This window comes from Methylobacterium pseudosasicola (assembly GCF_900114535.1).
Classification (GTDB): Bacteria; Pseudomonadota; Alphaproteobacteria; order Rhizobiales; family Beijerinckiaceae; genus Methylobacterium; species Methylobacterium pseudosasicola.
The window spans coordinates 1-5,468 of sequence record NZ_FOTK01000103.1 but is presented as its reverse complement, the minus strand read 5'-3'; the positions used below and the strand labels follow the sequence as shown (position 1 = coordinate 5,468).

Below are 5,468 nucleotides of genomic sequence, written 5' to 3'. Positions count from 1 at the left end.
CTTCACGGGTCGCCCAGGGCCAGCGGCATGTCACCGACGCGTCCCCTGTTACCGTCGGAAGCTTAGCTGTGGCTAACGCTTCAATGCGCGTTCGCCTATGCAACGCCCCTGGGCAGGCAAGGGGAAGAAGCGTGACGGGGATGCCGGCAAAGAGGACCAGCCCACTGGCACGGCTTCGGGTTGGCCGGATCAAGCCACCTGCCGTCCAGCCTCGCATTCCACCCCTTGATCCACTGCCCCAGCGCGCCCTTACGGCATCCGATCTCATCGCTATGGCGCGAGCTGCACGAAAAGCAGATGGACATCGCGAGGAACAGGCTGGGGTCAGCAGGTAACGCCGTTCTCGATCAGCGGCTGACCACTGCCCCCGCCATCCCCCCGTTACTCCTGTTCAGCGGCTGATCGGATGGGCACGGAGCAGTTGCGCCAGCTCTGGGAGATAGGGGCTTGTGCCTTGTCCTGTGCGCCTAATTCGGGCCGACGTCGGGCCATCTAGGCTGTGCCGCCCTCGATTGTGCTTCCTTTTTGCAAGGTAGTATTCAGCTCGTCAGCCGCGACAATTTTGCAGGCAAATGCGGTATAAAGTCGCGTGTACTTGTATAATTTTTTGTGAAGACTCATTTGCGATGAGTGATCTTGAAATAAATAACCAGAAAGTATGCCTCAATGACCCAATATATTCACACTGTGGTCTCGAATTTGGCTGAGCTTACCGGTGAAATCGTCTCAGCTTATGTCACGAAGAATTCAGTCCCCGCCGTAGAACTTCCGAAGTTGATTGAGAGCGTCCACACGGCCCTCAATGCTTTGAAGCCTGGCGTCCCAGTGCCGGCGTCCGAGATCGAGAAGCCAAGCGACGCCCAGATCCGCAAGTCGATCCGCCCCGACGGGATCGTCAGCTTCCTCGATGGCAAGACCTACCAGACGCTCAAGCGTCACCTCACCACCCGCGGCCTCGACCCGCGAGGCTACCGCGAGCAGTATGGCTTGCCGGCTGACTACCCAATGGTTGCCCCGAGCTATGCCGAAAAGCGGTCGGCTCTCGCGAAGGCGATCGGTCTGGGACGACCGGGCGGTCAGGCTGAACGTCAACAGAGGAAGCGGAAGGTAGCATGATCTGGCAGGCCGGGACTGGCCTCCGTGATGCTGCAGCGCGCACGGCCCAACCAAGCCTAAAATCGCACGCTGCTGCGGTCTATCGTGAGCCTGCTTGCAGCGTTGGCCACCCGGAGCATTAAACCCGTCGGACCCGATCTGCTTCCTCGCCCGCTACGGCGTCCACTGCCGCGATGACGTTCTCCAACTCGGCAACCTGACGCAGCGCACTCCCGGCCGGTAGCCCGTCGTGTTCGGCCATCGCCAGGATGAGTGTGCGCCGGTGAGCTTTCAGGCGTGCGAGGAGGGCGTTGAGCTTGTCGGACATGAGCGGGCTGTAGCCGCACAGGTTAAGCCCGGACAAGCCGAGTGTGTGGCTCCTCGTGCCGCCTGTGCGGAACGCTACGTCGTGCGGTTCGGTTACTGCGGCTTCCGGGCCGCGCCCGCGAATGACGAGGACGATGCTATGAGCCTGTTCGGATCGATCATCTCGAAGATTTTCGGCAGCGGAGCAGCGAGTGCACAGGCGTCCGCGCCGCATGCATCCTAGACCCCGACCGTATCCCCGGCTGCTACCGGAGCGGGCGGTGCTGGTAGCGGTTCAAGCGGCGCCACTGCGCCGTCAATGAGCGGTACACCTTCGCCCACCAGTGCCTCTACAGGTTCCGCAGCCAATGTCGACGTCGGTCAGGTTCTGAGCGACATGGCTGCCAAGAAGGATGAGAACCTGAACTATAAGCAGTCGATCGTAGATCTCTTGAAGCTGCTCGACCTCGACAGCAGCCTCTCCGCCCGCAAGCAGCTAGCCGACGAACTGCACTACACCGGCGATAAGGACGACTCGGCCACGATGAACGTTTGGCTGCACAAACAGGTGGTTCAGAAGCTTGCCGAGAACGGCGGCAAAGTGCCTGCCGACATGCAGCACGCATGAAGCGGCAGTCGTTGAAGGCTGATGTGCGAAATCTGTTAACCACCCTGAGCCATCATGCTCTCAGCGACCGGCCATGTGCCGAGCGCCGGCAGAGCAGCACTGGGGTCTTAACCCCCGATACCCGGTGCGGCCTCGCCGGCGCAGTTGCGGTCCATGCAGATGTTGTTGCCGCCAAGCTTGAGCGCAGCTAGAGCCCCTGTCCGTGATCCGGAGCAGGTGCCGATGGGCGATGACGTGACCGCCCTGCTCATTGACCCTCGCGCGGGAGAACGCCGACCTGCGCCAGCAGCTCGCGACCGCCCAGGACATGCTGATGGAGACCGCGATCGACGCCGGGAACCTGCATGCCCTGATCGAGGCGGTTCAGGCCGAGCGCGATGCTTTGCGGGGGGAGGCTCAACGGCCCGCAGGACGCAGCCTCCGAATGGCGTAATCATTCAGTCACCGCCTACGTGGTGCAGATCGAGACGATGTTCGATCAGAGCTGGCTCCTGGTTGGGATCGCGAGCGGAAGGCAAGGCGGCGGGTGTGGCCTATCCGCTCTCGCCTCCTCGGTATGGACCAGCTTAGCTCGCCCTGAACGAGGGGCTGCTCATGAACCGACACATCGCCGCGATCCTGCTCACCACGGTGGGGCTAGGCGCTTGCCAAACAGGTGCCCCAGGACCGCAGCAAGTCGGGTCAGGCCTCCGGGGAGCCGCGCTTCTTCAGGAAGATGTCGCCCGCCTCAGAGCGGATCGCGATGCCCGGCGCATCAGCTACACGGAATGGGCCGAGCGCACCCAGGCGGCCGCACGGGCTAGCGTGCCCCTGAGCACGCAGGAAGAAGACGCACTGGAATACCGCAAGCAGCTCGCACGCCGTGTTGACGCTGGAGAAATGACGCCGGCACAGTTCGATCGTGAGAATGAGCGCGCCCTACAGCGGCTGAAAGCTCAACGCGGCAGAGCCTGACCGACAATTTACTCACCTACGCTTGCTATAACGACCGCCTCTTCCCGCCAGCACGGCTAGGGCGTTCGGGTGATGGTCGGTGCGGCGAGCGGATGAAGGCTGCCAGCTATGCAGTTCCAGCCTGCGCCGCGTCTCAGGCGTGCCGACCATGCAGAGCAACTCAACCGTTTTGCAGTTGCTCGCTGCACTGCGGTGGCCTAGCTTTGCACTGCAGGATGGCGATGGCGTCGCGATCTCGCTGCCCTTTTTGGGCGTTTCCTCCCTAGACTTCGGGCCGCCCCTTCGGGGGTGGCCTTTTCTTTGTCCGGGGCGGACTCGGTAGCGGAACCGAGCGTTGGCAGCAAGCAAGATGATGCCTACTGCGGTTGTCCCCCGCGGAAGCCTGAACGATATTGATTGCGAGAACGTTCAGCCCAGGACCGATCGAACCGATCTGTCTGGAGGAAAACGCCATGTCGATGAAGACACTTGCCCTCGCAGCCGCGCTCTCCGTCGCGATGGCAGGAGCGGCTATCGCTCAGATACCAGCTGGCAGTGGCAGCGCCGAAGGCAACATGAACAATCCGGGCAGTGTGAAAAGCTCCTCTCAAAAGCGGATGGGAGGCCAGACCGGCATGATGGGACGGCGACACATGACCCGTCACCGGCGTCATCACATGCGACGCTCCCGCATGTGATCTCGGACATAGCAGCCCCGCAGCTGTAAAACAGCGGGGCTGGTTTCAATCAAACGGTGCGGTCGGTCACCTGCGCTGCTGTCCCGTCCGCGATCTGTGCCTTAAACAAGCTAGGCCAGGCCATCCTTGGCAGCCTTGTCTGGATCGTCAGGCTTGCTCTCGGCATCCTGTACAACGTCTTTGCTCTCAGGCTCGCTGCCTGCTGTCGGGTCAGGTACGTTGACGTTCCGGATCGGCACCGTGGGCGGCACCACACTCACGCCGTGAGGCTTGTCGGTCTCGGTCATGGCCATGCCGCTCCCACTGACACCGGCACGTCGTGCGGACCAGGTGACCCGCCCGGCATCATCCCTCAACGTCGCAGATCCTGCACGATTGGCAATCAGGTTTGCGAACCCGTGGCTTACCGCATCTTGCCGTACCCAGCCTCTCGCGACTCACCACAAACTTACGAATAGCTCAGTACCTCGAAGGCATCACACCCCACCCACTGAAGGCGCCGGAACCCATATCGCCGTGGTCCGCGTCCTCAAGCCGAAGCCGATCGAAGCACTGCGGCGAAGCTCGAAACAGCGCCGACGCTCTCGGACGTTCGTACCTGTTCGGAAACGCTCGAAAATGTTCTCTGCACACCTGTGCACCATTGATGCGAGCGCATCCTGAGGGCCCCGGCTTTGCCCAAATGTAAAGCCGCCTGCCTCGTCCACCTCGCATAAGGGCAGCTTATGGAGCGCCCCGGCGTTCCGCGACCATACGCGGCCCAGCTCGCACCAGGTGAAGAGCCGTTTCCAGCTTATTGAAAAGCAGGGGTGTACGACTGGATGCGGTGATGGAGTGGACGCTCCAGACTGCATCGACATACCAAAATGCCGCGTATCAAGCAGTGATTGTTAGCAAGGGCTCGTAGGCGAAACAAGTCAACGTCCTGCGGCCATGCTCGGCGTCTTGTTCCTTGGTCGAGGCGCGCATATAGGCCCCAACACGTATCCCATCCCCGCGGTTCGTTTAGGATGATCCGATAACGTCCGGTCTGTTTTGATTGGTCCGATTAGGGGTCGAAGCCGCGTGGAGAGCGGTCTGCGAGAGGTATACCCAAACCGAACCAGGCGGATCGGCTGCTGTGGGTGGATTTCGGCCCGTCCGCTCTGGGGATAGAAACCCGCCGAAGCGGACATGCCGAAACCAACGTAGCGGGACTAGATTTGGCGCATACCGCCATCGACGCACAGTTCGGCCCCCGCGACAAAGCTCGCCTCGTCGCTCAGCAGGAACAGCGTGGCTGCAGCCACTTCCTCGGGACGCGCCATGCGGCCTAGTGGGATCGGTGCGATCAGCGCGGCCCGCCCCTCTTCCGGCACGCTCGCCATCATGGCGGTGTCGGTCGGGCCGGGGGACACCACGTTCACGCGGATGCCCTGCGGGGCCAGCTCCACCGTCCACGTGCGTGCGTAGGAACGCAGGGCCGCCTTCGTGGCGGCGTAGGTTCCGTAGGGCGTCACCCCCATGACGTCGGCGATCGATCCCATCAACACGACGGACCCACCCCGCCCCATCGCGCCCAGAGCTGCTTGCAAGCTGAAGACGGCGCCACGGACGTTGACCGCGAAGTGCTGGTCGAAATGCTCGGGCGTCCCGTCGCGCAGGGTCGCCGGTTCCGAGATGCCCGCGTTGAGGACGAGCGCGTCGATCCGGCCATGCGTCTCCTGCACCGTCGCCATGACGCGGCACAAATCCTCCTGTAGGGCCGCGTCCGCGACGAGCCCTCGCGCCCCCCGCCCGATCCTCTCAGCAGCTGCTTCGACCTCGTC

General features: G+C 62.5%; 7 protein-coding genes and 1 pseudogene. 5 read left to right on the top strand and 3 right to left on the bottom strand.

Going from position 1 to position 5,468, the window contains the following annotated elements; translation table 11 throughout:
• The first annotated feature begins 666 nt into the window (after nt 1-666).
• On the top strand, nt 667-1,116 hold the full coding sequence (locus BM228_RS33160) for a Ros/MucR family transcriptional regulator (protein ID WP_092047562.1): 450 nt from the start codon (nt 667-669) through the stop codon (nt 1,114-1,116).
• A gap of 118 nt (nt 1,117-1,234) precedes the next feature.
• Here the strand turns inward: BM228_RS33160 and BM228_RS33155 are convergent, their stop codons facing one another.
• Nucleotides 1,235-1,423, bottom strand: a complete 189-nt coding sequence (locus BM228_RS33155; RefSeq protein ID WP_092047563.1) for a hypothetical protein — start codon at nt 1,421-1,423, stop codon at nt 1,235-1,237.
• Between the two features lie 138 nt (nt 1,424-1,561).
• Here BM228_RS33155 and BM228_RS33150 point away from each other — a divergent pair.
• From BM228_RS33150 to BM228_RS33140, 4 genes and pseudogenes are all read left to right on the top strand, one after another.
• Nucleotides 1,562-2,029, top strand: a pseudogene (locus BM228_RS33150) (DUF3597 domain-containing protein).
• Nucleotides 2,030-2,279: 250 nt separating this feature from the next.
• Entirely contained in the window at nt 2,280-2,462 is a 183-nt protein-coding gene (locus BM228_RS33145) for a hypothetical protein (protein ID WP_425285035.1), read from the top strand.
• Nucleotides 2,463-2,623: 161 nt separating this feature from the next.
• Nucleotides 2,624-2,983: a hypothetical protein gene (locus BM228_RS34390; RefSeq protein WP_139234350.1), complete on the top strand. Its 360-nt coding sequence runs from the start codon at nt 2,624-2,626 to the stop codon at nt 2,981-2,983.
• A 452-nt stretch (nt 2,984-3,435) separates the two neighbouring features.
• Nucleotides 3,436-3,660, top strand: coding sequence for a hypothetical protein (locus BM228_RS33140; RefSeq protein ID WP_092047553.1), 225 nt, complete (start codon nt 3,436-3,438; stop codon nt 3,658-3,660).
• A 110-nt stretch (nt 3,661-3,770) separates the two neighbouring features.
• Here BM228_RS33140 and BM228_RS35085 read toward each other — a convergent pair whose 3' ends face one another.
• Entirely contained in the window at nt 3,771-3,947 is a 177-nt protein-coding gene (locus BM228_RS35085) for a hypothetical protein (RefSeq protein ID WP_167367914.1), read from the bottom strand.
• Nucleotides 3,948-4,856: 909 nt separating this feature from the next.
• Nucleotides 4,857-5,468: SDR family NAD(P)-dependent oxidoreductase (locus BM228_RS33130; RefSeq protein ID WP_092047547.1), on the bottom strand; the 612-nt coding region annotated here is incomplete at its 5' end.